Consider the following 18,685-nt stretch of genomic DNA (forward strand, 5'->3'; position numbering starts at 1 on the left):
TCAGGCGTGCGACACGGGCAGCACTGGGTTAATCGTCGAGGCGCTCTTCTAGCTGGCGCACTTCGTAGGTGAGCTTGTCGAGGAACTGCATGCGCCGCATCAGGCGTTCGGCCTGCTCACGTTGCGCGGCATCATCCCAACAGGCTGCGAAGCTTTCGTTGAGCTCATCCTGGGCCGCTTTCAGACGACGCTTGAAGACCGCGACACCAGCCAGATCGGCTTCGTCCTGCAAGTCTTCAAGCTCTTCGCGCCACTGCATCTGCTGCATCAGGAAGTCCGGATCGTGCACCGTCACTTCCAGAGGCAACTCGCCCCCCTTCATCGCAAGCAGGTAACGCGCGCGCTTGGGCGGGCTCTTGAGCGTCTGATAGGCTTCATTGAGTCTGGCAGACTGCTCCAGCGCCAGGCGTTGCTCACGCTCGGAAGCGTCAGCGAAGCGGTCCGGATGTACGCCGCGCGCCAATTCTCGGTAGCGCGTGGCAAGCTGCTCAAGGTCCAGCCGAAAGCTCGGCTGCAGCTCGAATAAAGCGAAATGACAAGGAGTACCCACGAATAGCCTCAGATGTTGAAGCTTTCGCCGCAGCCACACTCACCGCGCACGTTGGGGTTGTTGAACTTGAAGCCTTCGTTCAACCCTTCCTTGACGAAATCGAGTTCGGTGCCGTCCAGGTAAGTCAGGCTTTTAGGGTCGATGATCACTTTCTCGCCGTGACTTTCGAACACCTGGTCTTCCGCAACCACCTCGTCGACAAACTCCAGCACATAGGCAAGGCCGGAACAGCCCGTGGTGCGCACACCCAGACGAATCCCCTCACCTTTACCGCGCCCATCCAGGGAGCGTCGCACGTGCCGTGCAGCCGCTTCTGTCATGCTGATAGCCATCGTTGACTCCTTACTCGTCGCCAAATGCTTAGATCAAGCCTTTCTTCTGCTTGTAGTCGCGAACGGCCGCCTTGATGGCGTCTTCCGCGAGTACCGAGCAGTGGATTTTCACGGGCGGCAGGGCCAGTTCTTCGGCCAGCTGAGTGTTCTTGATGGTCTCTGCTTCATCCAGAGTCTTGCCTTTCATCCACTCGGTCGCCAGGGAGCTGGAAGCGATGGCCGAACCGCAGCCATAAGTCTTGAACTTGGCATCTTCGATGATGCCCTGCTCGTTGACCTTGATCTGCAGGCGCATCACGTCGCCGCACGCCGGAGCGCCGACCATGCCGGTGCCGACATCAGGGTCTTCCGCGTTCATCTTGCCGACGTTGCGCGGGTTTTCGTAGTGGTCGATGACCTTTTCGCTGTAAGCCATGGTACTGAATCCTCACTCATCAGGGCCGCTCTGGAACCCTGTAGAAACGCCTGCGTTTTCCGCCACGTTCCTACAGAGCTTGGGTGGCGGCTTCTATATTTAGTGTGCCGCCCACTCGATCTTGGAGATATCGACACCGTCTTTGAACATGTCCCACAGCGGCGACAGGGTGCGCAGCTTGTTGACGGCTTCGCAGACTTTCTGCGCGGCGTAGTCGACTTGTTCTTCAGTGGTGAAGCGGCCGAAGGTAAAGCGGATCGAGCTATGTGCCAGTTCGTCGTTGCGGCCCAGGGCGCGCAGCACGTAGGACGGCTCAAGGGAGGCCGAGGTGCAGGCCGAACCGGACGAAACCGCCAGGTCCTTGAGCGCCATAATCAGCGACTCGCCTTCGACGTAGTTGAAGCTCAAATTCAGGTTATGCGGTACACGAGCGGTCATGCTGCCGTTGATGTACAGCTCTTCAAGGTTTTCGACCTGCTTGTAGAAGCGATCGCTCAAAGCCTTGATGCGCACGTTTTCGGCAGCCATGTCTTCCTTGGCCACACGGAACGCTTCGCCCATGCCGACGATCTGGTGGGTCGCCAGGGTACCGGAACGCATGCCGCGCTCGTGACCGCCACCGTGCATGGTGGCTTCGATGCGCACGCGGGGCTTGCGGCTCACGTACAGCGCGCCGATGCCTTTAGGGCCGTAGGTCTTGTGGGCAGAGAACGACATCAGGTCGACTTTCAGCTTCGACAGGTCGATATCGACTTTGCCAGTGGACTGGGCAGCGTCGACGTGCAGCAGGATACCTTTGGAGCGGGTGAGCTCGCCGATGGCCGCGATGTCGTTGATGGTGCCGATTTCGTTGTTCACGTGGATCACGGAAACCAGGATGGTGTCTTCACGCAGCGCGGCTTCGATCATGGCCGGGGTGACGATACCGTCGGTGGTTGGCTCAAGGTAGGTGACCTCGAAACCTTCACGCTCCAGTTGGCGCATGGTGTCCAGGACAGCCTTGTGCTCAATCTTGGTGGTGATCAGGTGCTTGCCTTTGGTCGCGTAGAAATGCGCGGCGCCCTTGATTGCCAGGTTGTCGGACTCGGTAGCACCGGAAGTCCAGACGATTTCACGAGGGTCGGCGCCAACCAGGTCCGCGACCTGACGACGAGCGTTCTCGACCGCTTCCTCGGCTTTCCAGCCGAAAACGTGGGAACGGGAGGCTGGGTTGCCGAAGTTTCCGTCAACCAGCAGGCATTCGCTCATCTTTTGCGCGACACGCGGATCAACCGGGGTGGTCGCTGAATAATCAAGGTAAATCGGCAATTTCATGGACTTTCTCCTAAATCAGGCTGGCTGGCGCACCGTTAGCTCTTCGGCTGTCACTCGACGGCGGACGCTTCAATCTTGTCCAGACGCGGCGCCTTGGTGTTGCAACGGCGCTGGTCCTGACGCTGGGCTACTTCTTGCACCTCACGGCGAGTCACAAGATCAGCCAAGCTGATACCACTCAAAAACTCATGGATCTGCAGGCTCAAGTCGCACCACAGGTGGTGCGTCAGGCAGGTGTCGCCGGCATGGCAATCACCCAGGCCCTGGCATTTGGTTGCGTCGACGGATTCGTTGACCGCATCGATCACCTGGGCTACCTGGATGCCCTGCATATCGCGGGACAGTTGGTAGCCGCCACCCGGCCCACGCACGCTGGAAACCAAGTTACTGCGACGCAATTTGGCGAACAGTTGCTCGAGGTAGGACAGGGAAATGCCTTGGCGCTCGGAGATATCGGCCAGGGACACCGGCCCAGTTTGCGCGTGCAAGGCCAAGTCGAGCATGGCGGTCACCGCGTATCGGCCTTTTGTAGTCAGTCTCATGGACAAGTACCAAGGTGTTTCAGAATGGGAGCAAGTATGCGATTCCCGAGTATTTAAGTCAACTATAAGACCTAGTACTTTAGTCAGGATTACCCGTAAAAAGGGCGCGCGAATCATAGCAGGATGGGCTGGGGACGAACAGCGCGAACAAGGCCGCGTAGAAACCCAGGGACCAATGGAGATCAAAATGTGGGAGGGGGCTTGCTCCCGATAGCGATGCATCAGTCATAAATGTAGTGACTGACACTCCGCTATCGGGAGCAAGCCCCCTCCCACACTGGATTTTTGGGGCTCATAGAGCCTCAGCTGGCCTTGGTAGCGGCTTCGCTCTTGATCTCGGCGAAGTCTTCTTCGCGCAGCTCAGGAAGATCTTTCGCACAGTAGCTGCTACCCAGCTCCTTCAGCGCACCACACATGCCATCCAACTTGCCATCGACCGCCTGCAGGTGGTCGAGCAACTGACCAATGGCACGCGCCACCGGGTCAGGCATGTCTTCGCTGACGCCGTAGGCATCGAAGCCGATCTTCTCGGCCATGGCCTTGCGCTTGGCTTCCTGCTCGTCGTCAGCCTGCGGCTTGACGATAATTCGGCCCGGAATGCCAACAACGGTAGCCCCCGGTGGGACAGCCTTGGTCACCACCGCGTTGGAGCCGACCTTGGCACCGGCACCGACGGTAAACGGCCCGAGCACCTTGGCCCCAGCCCCGACCACCACGCCATCACCCAGCGTCGGGTGGCGCTTGCCTTTATTCCAACTGGTACCGCCGAGCGTCACGCCCTGATAGAGAGTGACGTCATCACCAATCTCGGCCGTCTCGCCAATCACGATGCCCATGCCATGGTCGATGAAGAAGCGGCGCCCTACCTTGGCCCCCGGGTGAATCTCGATACCGGTCAGCCAGCGCCCGAAGTTCGAGACCAGTCGCGCCAGCCACTTCCAGCCCGCGCCCCACAAGGCACCGGACAGGCGGTGAAGCCAGATCGCGTGCATGCCCGGATAGCAGGTCAGCACTTCAAAGGCGTTGCGCGCCGCCGGGTCACGGTGGAAAACACTCTGGATATCTTCTCGCAAACGCTCGAACATTTTTAATCCTTCCGCTTAAGAAGCTCACCACGGGCCGCTTTCTGGGTTTCCGTGAGGATGCCACGCAATATATTCATTTCTGCCCGGCTCACCGAGCTACGCCCGTACAGGCGGCGCAGGCGCGCCATCAAGTGCCGTGGTTTTTCAGGATCGAGGAACTCGATGGCTACCAGGGTTTGCTCCAGGTGCTCATAGAATCGTTCCAGCTCGTCCATGGTGGCCAGTTCGCCACTTTTGGTCGAGGCAACCTCTTCCTTTTCCACTTTGCTCGGCTGGCCGGCAGCCGCCAGCCAAGCCATGCGCACTTCATAGGTCAACACCTGCACGGCCGCCCCAAGGTTCAGCGAACTGAACCCGGGGTCTGATGGAATGTGCACGTGGTAATGACATCGCTGCAGCTCTTCATTGGTCAGGCCGGAGTCTTCACGGCCGAACACCAAGGCAATTTCAGCGCCACCGGCCGCCTCCTCCACCACTTTGGTGCCGCATTCACGCGGGTCCAGCAGTGGCCATGGGATACGACGGTCACGCGCACTGGTGCCGAGCACCAGGTTGCAGCCGACCAAGGCGTCTTCCAAGGTGGCAACAACCTGGGCCTTCTCAAGAATGTCATTGGCGCCCGAAGCGCGAGCATCGGCCTCGTGGTGCGGGAACACACGCGGTTCGACCAGCACCAGGCGCGTCAGCCCCATGTTTTTCATGGCTCGCGCCACCCCGCCGATGTTGCCGGGATGACTGGTATTGACCAAGACGACACGAATGTTTTGCAGCAAGGGAGGCGCTCTCGGACACAGGAAAGGGGAGCAAATCTTACAGAACAGCCTAAGGTTATGCCACGAAAGCGAACGTCGTCCTTCACCTGAAGAAAGTTTCTGCTAGAATGCGCGGCTTTCTTTAACAACCTTAGGTGACACATCCATGCAGCCCATGCTGAATATCGCGCTGCGCGCCGCCCGCAGCGCCAGTGAATTGATCTTCCGCTCCATCGAGCGCCTGGATACCATCAAGGTCGACGAAAAAGACGCCAAGGATTATGTATCCGAGGTGGATCGCGCCGCCGAACAGAAAATCATCGACGCTCTGCGCAAGGCCTACCCTACCCACGGCATCCTCGGCGAAGAAACCGGCCTGCACAAAGGTAGCGGCGAAGGTGAAGACTACCTGTGGATCATCGACCCACTGGACGGTACCACCAACTTCCTGCGCGGCATCCCGCACTTTGCCGTGAGCATTGCCTGCAAATACCGTGGCCGCCTGGAACACGCCGTTGTGCTGGACCCAGTGCGCCAGGAAGAATTCACCGCCAGCCGTGGCCGTGGCGCCCAACTGAACGGTCGTCGCCTGCGCGTCAGCGGCCGCACCAGCCTGGAAGGCGCTCTGCTGGGCACCGGCTTCCCGTTCCGCGATGACCAGATGGACAACCTGGAAAACTACCTGGGCATGTTCCGCGCCCTGGTTGGCCAGACCGCCGGCATCCGCCGCGCCGGTGCCGCCAGCCTGGACCTGGCATACGTCGCAGCCGGTCGTTTTGATGCATTCTGGGAATCGGGCCTGTCCGAGTGGGACATGGCCGCAGGCGCCCTGCTGATCCAAGAGGCCGGCGGCCTGGTGAGCGACTTCACCGGCGGTCACGACTTCCTGGAAAAAGGCCACGTCGTTGCCGGCAACACCAAATGCTTCAAGGCAGTACTGACGGCGATCCAGCCGCACCTGCCGGCTTCGCTGAAGCGCTAAGCGAGCGAGCACAAAAAAAGCACCCCTCGGGGTGCTTTTTTTATGCACTGCGTTTGACCCACACCTGACGACCAGCAACAACCAAATAGCAAATGTGGGAGGGGGCTTGCTCCCGATAGCAGGGTGCCAGTTGCCACATTTGTGACTGATGCACCGCTATCGGGAGCAAGCCCCCTCCCACACTGGAATTGAACCAGGCTTGGAATTACTGCTGGTTCTGACCCAGGATCAGGCGACCTTCTTTGTCGACCGGAATCTGGCCACCTGGATCGCGATCCATACGCACGGTGCCTTCCTTGCCATCCAGGTTGTAACGCACGTCATACCCGACAACCTTGTCGCTGATGTCGTTGACGGTGTTACAGCGAGTCTGCGTAGTCGTGTAGGTATCACGGTTCTGCATGCCTTCCTGAACCTTGTTACCGGCATAACCGCCACCGACCGCACCGGCCACGGTGGCCAGCTTCTTACCATTACCGCCACCGACCTGGTTACCCAACAGGCCACCGGCCAAGGCACCGACCACGGTACCGACGATCTGGTGCTGATCCTGTACCGGCCGCTGCCGGGTCACTGCAACGTCCTTGCACACTTCGCGAGGCGTTTTGATCTGGGTTTTGACCGGCTGCACCGCCAACACTTGCGCATACTCAGGGCCGCTTTTAACCAGGCTGTAGGTGGCAACAGCGCCCCCGGCAGTCACACCGACAGCACCCAGTACCGCACCAACCAGCAACGACTTGTTCACGTTGAACCTCCTGACCATCACAAGCGGACCGAAACGTCCGCGCTATACCCAGCCTTGGAGCAAAAAAAAAGGCGCGAGTTCAATACTCACGCCTTCTTTGTAACAGCAGATCAACGAGTACCCATCAAGGGCGGTCGTCGACCTCCTTGCCGGTAGCGGCCGGAGGGATCAAGTCTTCGCTGTTGAGGTTCAGCCAGATCAACACCACGTTGGCGATGTAGATCGACGAGTAGGTACCCGCCAGGACGCCGATGAACAGCGCCAGGGAGAAGCCCCACAGGTTGTCACCACCGAAGATCATCAGCGCAGCGATCGCCAGCAAGGTGGAGATCGATGTCGCCATGGTCCGCAGCAGCGTCTGGGTGGTGGAGACGTTGATGTTCTCGATCAACGACGCCTTGCGCAGTACGCGGAAGTTCTCACGAACCCGGTCGAATACCACGATGGTGTCGTTGAGCGAGTAGCCGATGATCGCCAGTACGGCGGCCAGTACGGTCAGGTCGAAGGTCACCTGGAAGTACGCCAGGATACCCACGGTCACGATCACGTCGTGGATCAGCGACACAATGGCGCCGACACCGAACTTCCACTGAAAGCGGAAGGCCAGGTAGATCATGATGCCGACCAGCGCCATCAGCATGCCGAGGCCGCCCTGGTCGCGCAGCTCTTCACCCACCTGCGGGCCTACGAACTCGACGCGCTTGACCGAAGCCGGGTTGTCGCCACCGACCTTCTGCAAGGCATCGGCAACCTGGTGACCCAGTTGCGGGTCTTCGCCCGGCATACGCACCAGCAGGTCGGTCGTAGCACCGAAGCTCTGCACGATGGCTTCGTGATAGCCGGCTTTGACCAGCTCGTTGCGCACCAGGGTGACGTCGGCCGGCTTCTCGTAGGTCAGCTCGATGAGCGTACCGCCGGTGAAGTCCAGACCGTAGTTCAGGCCCTTATGGAACCAGCTGAACAACGCCAGAACGGTAAGGAGCATGGTGAAGCCGAACGCAACGTTGCGAACGCCCATGAAGTTGATTGTACGTAACATGGCAGCCCCTTAAATCCACAACTTCTTGAAGTCACGCCCGCCAAAGATCAGGTTGACCATTGCGCGGGTCACCATGATGGCCGTGAACATCGAGGTAAAGATACCGAGGGACATGGTGACCGCAAAACCCTTGACCGGGCCGGTGCCCATGGCAAAGAGAATCCCGCCGACCAGCAAGGTGGTCAGGTTGGAGTCGAGAATCGCGGTAAATGCCCGGCCGAAGCCTTCGTTGATTGCACGCTGTACGCTCATGCCCGCCGCGATCTCTTCACGAATCCGCGAGAAGATCAGCACGTTGGCGTCTACCGCCATACCCATGGTGAGCACGATACCGGCGATACCCGGCAGGGTCAGCGTAGCGCCCAGCAACGACATCAGCGCCAGCAGCATCACCATGTTGCCCGCCAGGGCCACGGTGGCGATGATGCCGAAGAAGCGGTAGATGGCGATGATGAACAGCGACACGAACAGCATGCCCCACAAGGCGGCGTCGATACCTTTGGTGATGTTGTCGGCACCCAGGCTCGGGCCGATGGTGCGCTCTTCAGCGAAGTACATCGGTGCAGCCAGGCCACCGGCACGCAGCAGCAGTGCCAGTTCGGACGACTCGCCCTGGCCGTTCAGGCCGGTGATGCGGAATTGAGCACCCAGCGGCGACTGGATGGTCGCCAGGCTGATGATCTTCTTCTCTTCCTTGAAGCTCTGCACCGGTACGTCTTTCTCGACACCGTTGACCACTTGCTTGGTGTAGGTGGTCACCGGGCGCTGCTCGATGAAGATCACCGCCATGCTGCGACCGACGTTGCTGCGCGTGGCGCGACTCATCAGTTCGCCGCCGTGGCCATCCAGGCGGATGTTCACTTCAGGAGTACCGTGCTCGCCGAAACCGGCCTTGGCGTCGGTCACCTGGTCACCGGTAATGATCAGGCTACGCTCGATCAGAGCCGGAGGACGGTTGCCTTCACGGAACTCGAATTCCTCGGCAGTGGCGCGGGAAGCCCCCGGCTCAGCGGCCAGACGGAATTCCAGGTTGGCAGTTTTACCCAGGATACGCTTGGCTTCAGCGGTGTCCTGTACGCCCGGCAGCTCAACCACGATGCGGTTGGCGCCCTGGCGTTGAACGATCGGCTCGGCCACGCCCAGCTCGTTGACGCGGTTACGTACCGTGGTCAAGTTCTGCTTGATGGAGTATTCGCGGATTTCCGCCAGCTTGGCCGGGGTCATCGCCAGACGCAGTACAGGTTGACCGTTCAGGTCGGCCGGTACGATGTCGAAATCGTTGAAGTTCTTGCGGATCAGCGCACGGGCCTGTTCGCGGGAAGCTTCGTCAGAGAAGCCCAGCTGGATGGCACCGTTGAGCTGCGGCAGGCTGCGATAACGCAACTTCTCTTTGCGCAGCAGGCTCTTCACGTCGCCTTCGTAGACTTTCAGGCGAGCGTCGAGGGCTTTGTCCATGTCGACTTCCAGCAGGAAGTGCACCCCACCGGACAAGTCCAGGCCCAGCTTCATCGGATGCGCGCCGATCTTGCGCAGCCAGGTAGGCGTGGTCTGTGCCAGGTTGAGCGCGACAACGTAGTCGTCACCCATGGCCTTGCGCACCACGTCTTTGGCCGGCAATTGGTCTTCGGCCTTGGTCAGGCGCAGCAAGCCGCCCTTCGCATCAGCCGACAGTGTTGCCGCCTTGACCTGGATACCAGCGTCGGTGAGCGCTTTGCTCGCGCGTTCCAGGTCAGCCTGATTGACTTGCAGCGAAGTGCTGGCACCGGTGATCTGGATCGCCGGGTCATCAGGATAGAGATTGGGAGCGGAATAAATAAAACCGATCGCCAGCACCGCCAGGATCAGTACGTATTTCCACAGAGGGTATTTGTTCAGCATCACGCCGCCCGCTTATAACGCGGGGCGCCTTGCGCGCCCCGTCGATTGGTAAAGGTTGTTACTTAGATCGCTTTGAGCGTGCCTTTTGGCAGCGTGGCGGCGATAGCGCCCTTCTGGAACTTCATTTCTACGGTGTCGGAGACTTCCAGTACCACGAAAGCATCGGAAACCTTGGTGATCTTGCCGGCGATACCGCCAGTGGTCACCACTTCGTCACCTTTCTGCAGGCTGCCCAGCAGGTTTTTCTGCTCTTTGGCACGCTTGGCCTGTGGACGCCAGATCATCAGGTAGAAGATGACCAGGAAGCCGACCAGGAAAATCCACTCGAAACCACCGCCCATAGGGCCGGCAGCGGCAGGCGCAGCGGCGTCAGCCATGGCGTTAGAGATAAAAAAGCTCATTTAGCACTCCAGTTGCAAATAGTGAATCTTAGGGTCGGAAAACTCAGTCCAAGGGCGGCACAGGCAGCCCGCGCTTGGCATAGAAGGCATCGACGAAGGCGGCCAATGTACCCTGTTGAATAGCCTCGCGCAAACCAGCCATCAGGACTTGGTAATGACGCAAATTGTGGATGGTATTCAACATGCTACCCAGCATTTCTCCGCACTTGTCCAGATGGTGCAGATAAGCACGGGAGAAGTTCTGGCAGGTGTAGCAATCACAGGTGGGATCCAGCGGCGAATCATCATGGCGATGGAACGCGTTACGGATCTTCAGCACGCCGGTGTCGATGAACAGATGCCCATTGCGGGCATTACGGGTTGGCATCACGCAATCGAACATGTCCACCCCGCGGCGCACACCCTCTACGAGATCCTCCGGTTTGCCAACGCCCATAAGGTAACGAGGTTTGTCAGTCGGCATCAGGCCCGGCAGGTAATCCAGCACCTTGATCATCTCGTGCTTGGGCTCGCCCACCGACAGACCGCCGATGGCCAGGCCGTCAAAGCCGATCTTGTCCAGGCCTTCCAGCGAGCGTTTGCGCAGGTTTTCATGCATGCCGCCCTGCACGATACCGAACAGCGCCGCAGTGTTGTCGCCATGGGCATTCTTCGAGCGCTGGGCCCAACGCAACGACAGCTCCATGGACACCCGCGCCACGTCTTCGTCGGCCGGGTACGGCGTGCATTCGTCGAAAATCATCACGATGTCGGAGCCCAGGTCACGCTGCACCTGCATCGACTCTTCCGGGCCCATGAACACCTTGGAGCCATCCACCGGCGAGGCGAAGGTCACGCCCTCCTCCTTGATCTTGCGCATGGCACCCAGGCTGAACACCTGGAAACCACCGGAGTCGGTGAGGATCGGGCCTTGCCACTTCATGAAATCGTGCAGGTCGCCATGCTTCTTGATCACTTCCGTGCCCGGGCGCAGCCATAGGTGGAAGGTGTTGCCCAGGATAATCTCGGCGCCGGTGGCGACGATATCGCGCGGCAGCATGCCCTTGACGGTGCCGTAGGTGCCGACCGGCATGAAGGCCGGGGTCTCCACCGTGCCAAGCGGGAAGGTCAGGCGCCCGCGACGGGCCTTGCCGTCGGTGGCGAGCAATTCAAACGACATACGACTCATGGCTGTTCCTCAGGGCCGGCTTCTCCAGGAGCAGTCGGCGCCGGGTTGCGGGTGATGAACATCGCATCACCGTAGCTGAAAAAACGGTACTCGTTGGCGATGGCGGCTTGATAAGCGGCCATGGTTTCCGGGTAACCGGCAAATGCCGACACCAGCATCAACAGCGTGGATTCCGGCAAATGAAAGTTGGTGACCAGGCAATCGACCACATGGAACGGCCGGCCTGGGTAGATAAAGATATCGGTGTCGCCGCTGAACGGCTTGAGCACGCCATCACGCGCCGCGCTCTCCAGCGACCGCACACTGGTGGTGCCCACCGCCACGACGCGCCCGCCACGGGCCTTGCAGGCGTTGACCGCATCCACCACATCCTGGCCGACTTCCAGCCACTCGCTGTGCATATGGTGGTCTTCGATGTTATCCACACGCACCGGCTGAAACGTGCCGGCCCCCACGTGCAGGGTCACATAGGCGGTCTCGACGCCCTTGGCGGCAATCGCCTCCAGCAGCGGCTGGTCGAAATGCAGCCCGGCCGTGGGCGCGGCGACCGCGCCCGGGCGCTGGGAGTAAACCGTCTGATAGCGCTCGCGGTCCGCGTCTTCGTCGGGGCGGTCTATATAAGGAGGCAGCGGCATGTGGCCGACACGTTCCAGCAACGGCAACACTTCCTCGGCGAACTTGAGTTCGAACAGCGCATCATGACGCGCCACCATCTCGGCTTCGCCACCGCCATCAATCAAGATGGCCGAGCCCGGTTTCGGCGACTTGCTGGAGCGCACATGGGCCAGCACGCGATGGCTGTCCAGCACCCGCTCCACCAGAATTTCCAGCTTGCCGCCGGAAGCTTTCTGGCCAAACAGCCGCGCCGGAATCACCCGGGTATTGTTGAACACCATCAGATCGCCTGGGCGCAAATGCTCAAGCAAATCAGTGAATTGACGGTGTGCGAGGGCACCACTGACCCCGTCCAGGGTCAGCAGTCGGCTGGCGCGACGCTCGGCCAAAGGGTGGCGAGCAATCAGCGAATCCGGGAGTTCAAAAGTAAAGTCAGCAACGCGCATGATGGGGTTCGTCTAGCAGGGCCGGGAAGTCTAGCGGAAATAGTGAAAATAGACCATGAAACGTGATTGACCAACGGTAATCTCATCTCTATACTTCGCCGCCATTGAGCCCTGATGGCGGAATTGGTAGACGCGGCGGATTCAAAATCCGTTTTCGAAAGGAGTGGGAGTTCGAGTCTCCCTCGGGGCACCATCTTAAAAAAAGACCTTGAAATTCAAGGTCTTTTTTTTCGTCTGCAGAAAAGTGCGCGGCCACCGGAATGACTATTCACCGCCCACAATCAACCTGAAACACAATCCCTTTGTAGGAGCTGGCTTGCCTGCGAAGACACCCGCCCCAACACCTCAAATTCCCCGTCTACACACCACCCGCATCCCCCTCCTCCGCCACTCCATTCGGCAACATCCCATTCGCCAAATCATCCACCACCGCCTTCGCCATCTCCCCCAAATAATGCGCCGCCCAGGCAAAGCGATCGGCGCCTGTGTCCATGGCGGCATCCAAGGCGAGCATTTTTGAACAGTGGAGCAGTTCGGAAGCGTGCTCCAGGGCATCGCGGATGGGTACACCGGAATTGACGCGGAATAGGCGGTGGAGGTTGGGGTGTTTGCCGCAGGTGGAGAAGGTGATGATGCCGAGAGTTTTGTTTGGGGGTGGGTTGATCATTGGCCACCTCCGACCTGAGCGGCGGTGTCGATTACGGTACTGCGCGGGTACGACCTGTCAGAAACGTTCATTGTTTGAGCTCCTAATGTAGAGAGCTGCCACGTTCGTTTCTCATGCGAATGGGTGGCAGCTATGCGCGGGCTGAGAAACCGGGACAATAGGAACCCGGCAGACCCGAAGGTCTCCCACGCATAGCCGCCATGACACAGACATGCGAGCACAAAAAAGCGCCAACAGTCTAATGGATGGTGGCGCCTATGCGCCTATTGTTTCTCGGATTCTCAAGTCCGGTCGCTGGGTTGGTAGCGACGGGGAGAAGGTAGCGCGGGAACGACGGGAGATGAAAGTTAGTATCTGTGGCTAGAGATTTCCGGTGGACTGCTTGAGGGTTGCGAGGGTTTGGAGGAAGAAACGTGGTATGACCCCGATTACATGAAGGACTGAGTGGCAGCTTTTGGCCGTTTTTTGCCGTTTGTGACGAGTAGCAATCGGCCAATAGCATTCATTCGTGCGCGGCTGCTATCGGCTAGACGCGACCGCTCTAAGGTGCCTACTAATCACCAATTCCCTGTTGATCAGGGGCGTCGTCATTGACCTCTGTGGCCGACTCGGTATTAAGCCGAGGTCGAAGATCCAGTATTTTTACAAGAATCCGGACTTCGTGGCCCACCTCTTCCATAATTTGACCGGCTTCTTCTTCTAACATGGTCCTTAACTGTCCAAGGTCGATCCTTGCGCCAGTATCAGGGTGCTCCCATTGTCGCGAGGACGCTACGGTCAGCATCAAACAGCCAGTTTTGCAGCTGTCAGCCGCCATATATTTAGTCAACAGCTGATCGCGCAAGGTGCGTTTCAACACTGCACCAGACCAGCCGTTCTCACCTACTTTTAATTCAATTGTCGCTTGCTGGCCGGACGAAGAGCGCATTCGTACGTCCGTCTCTTTCTCATCGGCAGTCACAGCCTCTTGATCAACGGTGTAAAGTTCGTTCGCTGTATCCCTCAACCGCCGAGCAATTTCCCGGCGCATGAGTTTTTCTGATTTTATATTCGCCCAATTTTCACGAGGGGACACATCCTGCAGTAGCAGGTCATCGATATCGTCCAACCTGTCCTGCATCAAACCAAACATTTCATCGCGGGTCTTGGGAGGTGCTTCGCCGATGTCGTCCAGAAGAGAAATTTCGTCCTCAGTCATCTCGGCCTTATCCATTTCCTCCGCTGCTTTTTGCTTCGCCAAAAGTGCGAGTCTATCTCTGAAATGCGCAAAGAGTGGATCGACAACCAACTCCATCTTTGCAGCCCAGGCTTCGGGCCCCGTCAGCGCGAGCACAGCACTTAACAGAGTATTACGCGCCTGCTCTGCATGGTCTCGCGTTGTAGGCGTAAACGTCCCTTCCCTGTGCAGATCATCTCTGGGACGGACATGCTGGTAGGCGAGTCGCAAGAGCCGTACGCGCTGGCTGACAGTGAAATTTTCGCCCCCCAGATCAAAAGACCATCTGCTCCATCGGCCTCCAAATACACTGGAAAAAAAGTCGACTCCGGGCCCCTCGGCCGCTGGGACTATTTGTAGAAGAAGTCGTGCCAACTCGAGGGTAGCCGCTTCAGGGTCCAAGGCGAAAAGCGCAGACAGCCACAGGTGGACGAACGTTGGTTTGCCGGCCACTCGCAATTTTTCCAATACAGTATCGCGAAGTAAGACTCGGTCGCCCTCGACGTTTTGGCTCATGAGTATTGCCAAGACCGACTTTGGCCGCTCCCATATAGCAGGGCCACTGTCTTCAGTCTGAACCGGCTCTATAAAAAAGCTCATCCAGCTTTGCAAATCGACGATGAAAAGCTGTGCGACGAATGATGAGGAATTTTTGACGACGTTTAATACGTTGAAATAATCACCATGTCCGCTAACCTTTTCGAGCTCCCATCGCAATTGCCTGCCAAGGACGCTCTGAACGACATCAGGAAACGCTTTTGCGAGCTGCTCTATCCACGCAGGGCAGCCCAGATACTCCAGTGGGATGTAATGTGCAGCAGTCCAAGCCTGTGCTTCGCTGATTTTTGTTGCCCAAAGCGGATCTTCGGCTTCCGCCCATAGCGCCGTCAGTCCAAGTTGCCAGCGAACCTGAACAACATGGACTTCGTCTTGCGTTCGATCCATGGGTAAGGTCGGGCATTGTGTCGGCCATAGCGTACGCATCCTGGCGCGCAAATGTTTGGTGACCAAAGTGCCAAAGTGCTGCTCCAGAAAACGTCTGTTCCAGCTAGATACCTGGTTCGACCCAGGTGCCCTTTCCATGATGTCCCACAGCTCTTCCAACGTACGCTCGCCAACAGGAGAATCCAGCACCCCCTCTGGATCGTCAATCAGTTGTTGCCAGAAGTCCATCCAGTACTGGCTCTCGTCGCTGGCACGACGCGCGGCTACAAGCTCACGCTCCGCATCACGCCTCTCATATTCCAACATCTGCGCAGACTTGCTTGGTGGCTGCAACGCTGCATCTATCCTCGCCAGTAAGGTCGGATTGTCAGTAACTAGAGGCCTGAGCGTCTCAACGTAGCTCGTCCATTCCTGAGAATGATCAGCCGCATGCATGAGTGATGCTTCCAACATAAGTTGGCGCATGTCGAGAGGGCTCTGACGGTCGGCCAGGGCCGCATGAATCCATTCAGAATCCTGGGCATGATTCAGGTATATCGCTCCGCTAGAATTCGATGCGTATAACCGTGGCCAGGGTTCGTTTTTAGCTTTAAGTCGTTGCCGTAGGTTATCCTCGCTGGAAAACACAAGCTCTCTTATCTGCGAAGGCGCACTGGCAAACATCGCCCTGATCGATTTGAAGTGTTCACCGCGAAGGTGAAGTGATGAGGCTATCGCCAAGGCGAGAACAAGTCCTTCGACTACCCTCTGAGTGGCCAGCCCCAGTATAGAGAGCCGCAGCCCCGCGATAGCGAGCAACGGTACAAAATCAGGACGTAATACGCAGATATGCGGCCAATCTTCTGACCAAGATACGTTTTCATTAAGCTGGATCGAGAGCGCGTCAAAGAGTCGCTGGAGCTCATCGGCGCTGAGGTTGGCGTCCCGTACCGTTCGTGTTAAATACCCCATTCGCCCGCTTGCCGGATTCGTCACCACCGATAAGCTGGCTAGCAATTGCACCAGCACTTCGGGTTCCAAATAGACTGGGAAAAGCTCATTTATAGCCCCACGAATGAGTCGCTCTGACCAACGCTCAGAAGGCTCCTGCATTTCTCGTGCGAGCGTTGATAAGCGCGGATCAGTCAACTGCACGAGGGCGTCGATCGCAGTCAGACGCTCGTCATCTTCTACTGACGGATCCGTGGCGATCGCATACACAAGGTCACTGCAATCACGCATCTCTGCGTATGCAACGAGCTGAAGCAGTAGCTGTCGAACTTCAGTATTCTCAATCCCCCGCTCCAGCATCTCCCTAACCGTTGAGGACAAATCTTGTGAAGCGAAACGGCTAACCTGCAACGACGGTATTTTCAGTCCGCGCCAGCCCCCATCGCCGTACCGAGAGACAAAAGCTTGAAGCGCCTCGACTCGCCGCTCTGGGCTCAGAGACTCTGGATCACCCTCAGAAAGCAGAACCTCCGGTTCTCGATCTCGAATTTCTTCGAAAATACTGGGGTTCGACTCCGCTAACCACCCGGCTATTGGTCGCATGGATGGTTTGATGACTTTGATGTTGTGTGATGTCTCAGCAAACAAGAGGCGCTTGACGGCTTTAAGCGACATGCCAGCAGATAAGCGATTGTTGAGGCGATAAGCCGCCAGGTACTCCGCTACCGATCGATGGTGGAACCGGACGCGCCCATAGTTTGCAAACCCAAAAATACTACGTTCCAAAAGAATCTGGATATCTTTGGCACTCCAGTCGCTCAGTACCCGACCAGGATCTAATGCGATTGACTGCGGGTTGGCCTCCAAATCGGATTCCGTGTTGTGACGGATCGTCAACTTACGGGCCAGCAGAGCGGCGAGGGCAAGTCGGCTAGCGCCCTCCAGCGCACGCGCAGGAGATATCTCGTCAGGTCGATCAATGCGTGCTTTGAGCTTCACCTGGACGTTTTGTGAAACCTGCTCCCGATGGGTTCGGATGCTTCTTGAGGCTCGCCAGTCAGCGCAGAGCTCAATCAGGTCTTGCGGGCGCCTGGCAAAATCCTGAGCGTTCTTCTCACGAATGGAGGCGACAAAACTATCGATATCCGTCACTAGTTGAGTGGCAGCCATTTCTCGAATTTGCGTGTCAGACAATGGGTGTAGCATGACGATAAGAAGCTCTGCTGCGCGATCCCCGTCCTCTTCTGTATCTTTTTGTTTCCCTTGGCCTGATGCGACCTCAGCAAATCGCTCTGCGCTTGGCGAAGCGGTATCTTCGAGGCTGATCTGGCACGGAAAATATCGACGAATCAAATGTTGATCCACGGGAATCGGCCGGGTCGTAATGACGATGCGAACCCTGTCCAGGTTCCCCTGAAGCTTTTTGCTCAGCTTGTTTAATACGACCTTGAATGAACCCAGCGTGAGCTGTAGCTCATCGATTGAATCCAAAAAAAATGTAGCGACGTCGGACTGGCTTATCTGCCAAGCATGGAACCGGCTTTCTTCCTCCTGAGACAGGAGATCCTCGAATGGAGACTGCGCCAGGTCTGATAATTCTAGGAAAAACGTCGGCTCACCTCCTTTCCAGAGCTGCTGGTGTTGAGCCCGACACTCAAATGTTTTGCCCGTCCCTGCCTCAGAAACAATCAACACGCGCATGGACTTCAGTAGCTCGTCCCAGTCGATGGTTGGAGTCAAACCAAGCTGGTCGCGCAGTATCAGATTCTCAATGTCTGCGGCCTTTTCTTGAGAGAGGGTGCCAAAGGCGCGTCGAATACGTGAGGACTGAGTAGTGATTGAGCTCATAGAGAGAACGCCGAGGGACGAAATAGGGCTTTTGTAGTTCATTTCTCAAACGGTGTCTGCAAAATTGCAGACTGAGCGCCCCATCGTTTTGGTAGATAGGCTAAATGACCGCTTGTGGCCGAGGCAGTGTAAAAACGCAAACTCCGTTTTGACGTGTGCGTTGCTACGCAAAATCTGCCCGCATTTGGTTAGTCAGCTGACCTGAAATTTGAGTAGGAGTGCGGTTTTTGTTCCGGTTCACACCGAGAGACCTACTCAAAAACGTTTTTACACAGCCTCGGCCGGTAGCGGCCCTTCTAAGCTAAAGACTCTAGTCCGATCATCATAAGCCGCTCCTCGCAGAGCAGTTCTTGATGTAACACCTATTTGCCCTATAACACGTCTATCGGCAAACGAAACACAGCTGTGTGATGCACAATAAATCATTTAAAAACATATACTTAAAAAATATCGTCACACCCGTAACACGGTTTTATTAGGGTATCCCCCCGAGCCCCATCAGTATTGCTCCTCCAGCGATAGGAGATCGATCATGTTCTTGGCTTTGATTAGACAGCGGGGTGAACTGGTCAAGTAATCTTGGACACTGATTACGGTTCACGCCGCCAACCTTTCCTTCACGACCGGCGACCTGTAGTCGTTATAGCTGTGAGGCCTGCTGATGTTGTAGCGCGAGACATAGCGCTGCACATCTGCCCGGGCCTCATGCTCCAGTTGGTAGCCCGCTTCAGGCACCCACTCGGACTTCAAACTACCAAAGAAACGCTCCATCGGGGCATTGTCCCAGCACTCGCCTTTACGGCTCATACTTT

The 18,685-nt window shown here is 57.6% G+C and carries 17 protein-coding genes and 1 tRNA gene; 2 read left to right on the top strand and 16 right to left on the bottom strand.

What is annotated here, in order from left to right; genetic code table 11:
• Positions 1 to 28: 28 nt before the first annotated feature.
• The 7 genes from hscB to trmJ form a co-directional block, all read right to left on the bottom strand.
• The gene (hscB, locus tag C9383_RS21395; RefSeq protein WP_090368710.1) at positions 29 to 550 is read right to left on the bottom strand and encodes a co-chaperone HscB; all 522 of its coding nucleotides are present in this window, start codon (positions 548 to 550) and stop codon (positions 29 to 31) included.
• Positions 551 to 558: 8 nt separating this feature from the next.
• Positions 559 to 882: an iron-sulfur cluster assembly protein IscA gene (gene iscA, locus C9383_RS21400; RefSeq protein ID WP_010565230.1), complete on the bottom strand. Its 324-nt coding sequence runs from the start codon at positions 880 to 882 to the stop codon at positions 559 to 561.
• Between the two features lie 28 nt (positions 883 to 910).
• Positions 911 to 1,297 (bottom strand): Fe-S cluster assembly scaffold IscU, encoded by a 387-nt coding sequence (gene iscU / locus C9383_RS21405; RefSeq protein WP_007929523.1) that lies wholly within the window; start codon positions 1,295 to 1,297, stop codon positions 911 to 913.
• 99 nt (positions 1,298 to 1,396) lie between these two features.
• The gene (locus C9383_RS21410; RefSeq protein WP_060754323.1) at positions 1,397 to 2,611 is read right to left on the bottom strand and encodes an IscS subfamily cysteine desulfurase; all 1,215 of its coding nucleotides are present in this window, start codon (positions 2,609 to 2,611) and stop codon (positions 1,397 to 1,399) included.
• Positions 2,612 to 2,661: 50 nt separating this feature from the next.
• Entirely contained in the window at positions 2,662 to 3,153 is a 492-nt protein-coding gene (gene iscR / locus C9383_RS21415; protein WP_003194020.1) for a Fe-S cluster assembly transcriptional regulator IscR, read from the bottom strand.
• 302 nt (positions 3,154 to 3,455) lie between these two features.
• Positions 3,456 to 4,238 (bottom strand): serine O-acetyltransferase, encoded by a 783-nt coding sequence (gene cysE / locus C9383_RS21420; RefSeq protein WP_060754324.1) that lies wholly within the window; start codon positions 4,236 to 4,238, stop codon positions 3,456 to 3,458.
• 2 nt (positions 4,239 to 4,240) lie between these two features.
• Positions 4,241 to 5,011, bottom strand: a complete 771-nt coding sequence (gene trmJ, locus C9383_RS21425; protein ID WP_090368708.1) for a tRNA (cytosine(32)/uridine(32)-2'-O)-methyltransferase TrmJ — start codon at positions 5,009 to 5,011, stop codon at positions 4,241 to 4,243.
• Positions 5,012 to 5,156: 145 nt separating this feature from the next.
• Between trmJ and suhB the strand changes: the two genes are divergently transcribed.
• Positions 5,157 to 5,972 (top strand): type III secretion system regulator SuhB, encoded by an 816-nt coding sequence (gene suhB, locus C9383_RS21430; protein ID WP_005791195.1) that lies wholly within the window; start codon positions 5,157 to 5,159, stop codon positions 5,970 to 5,972.
• Positions 5,973 to 6,177: 205 nt separating this feature from the next.
• On the opposite strand, the gene C9383_RS21435 is transcribed toward suhB, so the two are convergent.
• The 6 genes from C9383_RS21435 to queA all read right to left on the bottom strand — a co-directional run bounded on the left by C9383_RS21435 (position 6,178) and on the right by queA (position 12,267).
• A complete protein-coding gene (locus C9383_RS21435; RefSeq protein WP_090368706.1) occupies positions 6,178 to 6,720 on the bottom strand; it encodes a glycine zipper 2TM domain-containing protein in 543 nt (180 codons plus the stop codon).
• A 124-nt stretch (positions 6,721 to 6,844) separates the two neighbouring features.
• The gene (gene secF / locus C9383_RS21440) at positions 6,845 to 7,759 is read right to left on the bottom strand and encodes a protein translocase subunit SecF (RefSeq protein ID WP_090368705.1); all 915 of its coding nucleotides are present in this window, start codon (positions 7,757 to 7,759) and stop codon (positions 6,845 to 6,847) included.
• 9 nt (positions 7,760 to 7,768) lie between these two features.
• Positions 7,769 to 9,637: a protein translocase subunit SecD gene (secD, locus tag C9383_RS21445; protein ID WP_090368703.1), complete on the bottom strand. Its 1,869-nt coding sequence runs from the start codon at positions 9,635 to 9,637 to the stop codon at positions 7,769 to 7,771.
• Positions 9,638 to 9,699: 62 nt separating this feature from the next.
• On the bottom strand, positions 9,700 to 10,038 hold the full coding sequence (gene yajC, locus C9383_RS21450; RefSeq protein ID WP_003175975.1) for a preprotein translocase subunit YajC: 339 nt from the start codon (positions 10,036 to 10,038) through the stop codon (positions 9,700 to 9,702).
• 43 nt (positions 10,039 to 10,081) lie between these two features.
• On the bottom strand, positions 10,082 to 11,197 hold the full coding sequence (gene tgt, locus C9383_RS21455; protein ID WP_162493821.1) for a tRNA guanosine(34) transglycosylase Tgt: 1,116 nt from the start codon (positions 11,195 to 11,197) through the stop codon (positions 10,082 to 10,084).
• 5 nt (positions 11,198 to 11,202) lie between these two features.
• Positions 11,203 to 12,267, bottom strand: a complete 1,065-nt coding sequence (gene queA, locus C9383_RS21460; RefSeq protein ID WP_060754329.1) for a tRNA preQ1(34) S-adenosylmethionine ribosyltransferase-isomerase QueA — start codon at positions 12,265 to 12,267, stop codon at positions 11,203 to 11,205.
• A 108-nt stretch (positions 12,268 to 12,375) separates the two neighbouring features.
• On the opposite strand from queA, the gene C9383_RS21465 reads away from it, so the two are divergent.
• Positions 12,376 to 12,460: transfer RNA gene (locus C9383_RS21465), tRNA-Leu, on the top strand.
• A gap of 165 nt (positions 12,461 to 12,625) precedes the next feature.
• Here C9383_RS21465 and C9383_RS21470 read toward each other — a convergent pair.
• The 3 genes from C9383_RS21470 to C9383_RS21480 form a co-directional block, all read right to left on the bottom strand.
• Positions 12,626 to 12,934, bottom strand: coding sequence for a DUF3077 domain-containing protein (locus C9383_RS21470; protein WP_090368699.1), 309 nt, complete (start codon positions 12,932 to 12,934; stop codon positions 12,626 to 12,628).
• A gap of 553 nt (positions 12,935 to 13,487) precedes the next feature.
• Positions 13,488 to 17,873: an NACHT domain-containing antiphage protein HyoA gene (gene hyoA, locus C9383_RS21475; RefSeq protein WP_143038192.1), complete on the bottom strand. Its 4,386-nt coding sequence runs from the start codon at positions 17,871 to 17,873 to the stop codon at positions 13,488 to 13,490.
• 597 nt (positions 17,874 to 18,470) lie between these two features.
• Positions 18,471 to 18,685, bottom strand: a 215-nt coding sequence (locus C9383_RS21480) for an integrase core domain-containing protein (RefSeq protein ID WP_146164705.1), incomplete at its 5' end; no start/stop codon positions are given.

This window comes from Pseudomonas palleroniana, from assembly GCF_003031675.1.
GTDB lineage: Bacteria > Pseudomonadota > Gammaproteobacteria > Pseudomonadales > Pseudomonadaceae > Aquipseudomonas > Aquipseudomonas palleroniana.